This window comes from Treponema sp. R8-4-B8, assembly GCF_054786175.1.
This window is the reverse complement of record NZ_BDHE01000277.1, coordinates 1-557: the sequence shown is the minus strand read 5'-3', so window position 1 is coordinate 557 and position 557 is coordinate 1. Positions and strand designations below refer to the sequence as shown.

Here is a 557-nt window from a genome sequence, read left to right as displayed (position 1 = left end):
GGAATGCCGAATGAATTTTGGCGGTACTGTTAGCGGGGCATAATGGCGCTGGCGTTTACGGTTTCGGTAAGCCCGTATCCTTCGCGCAAAAAAATCTTCGCGTTGCCGTTTTTTAATACTTCGTCAAAGCGCCGTTTTATCTCCGGGCTTAATGAGTCCCCGCCGCAAAAAAGGCCTTTAAAGGAGCTAAGAGGAATTTTTCTAAACTTTTTATTTGCGGCAAGAGCGTCATATAAAGTTGGAACGCCGGCCATAAATTGCGGTTTGTGTTTTTTTATTAACGGAGCTAAAGTACCCGCCTTAAATTTGGGAACAAGAATGCACGCTCCGCCTGTAATCATCATCGCGTGAATGCCCACGGCAAAGCCAAAACCGTGAAACACCGGAAGAATTGAGAGCATTTTATCGCCGGGGGTAAGAGGGCCGCCGTGCGCCTGCATTTGCATAGCGAGGGCGTTACAGTTTTTGTTTGACAGCATGATGGCTTTAGGGAGCGCGGTGCTGCCGCCCGAAACGAGAATAAGCGCCATTTCATCCGCGCCGGCTGGGGCTGGCGT

1 protein-coding gene is annotated in these 557 nt (G+C 50.1%); it reads right to left on the bottom strand.

Annotation, left to right across the window (positions count from 1 at the left end; all coding sequences use genetic code 11):
- Positions 1 to 29 precede the first annotated feature (29 nt).
- The coding region (locus ACYVRA_RS08380; protein WP_461252270.1) for an AMP-binding protein at positions 30 to 557 on the bottom strand (528 nt) is incomplete at its 5' end.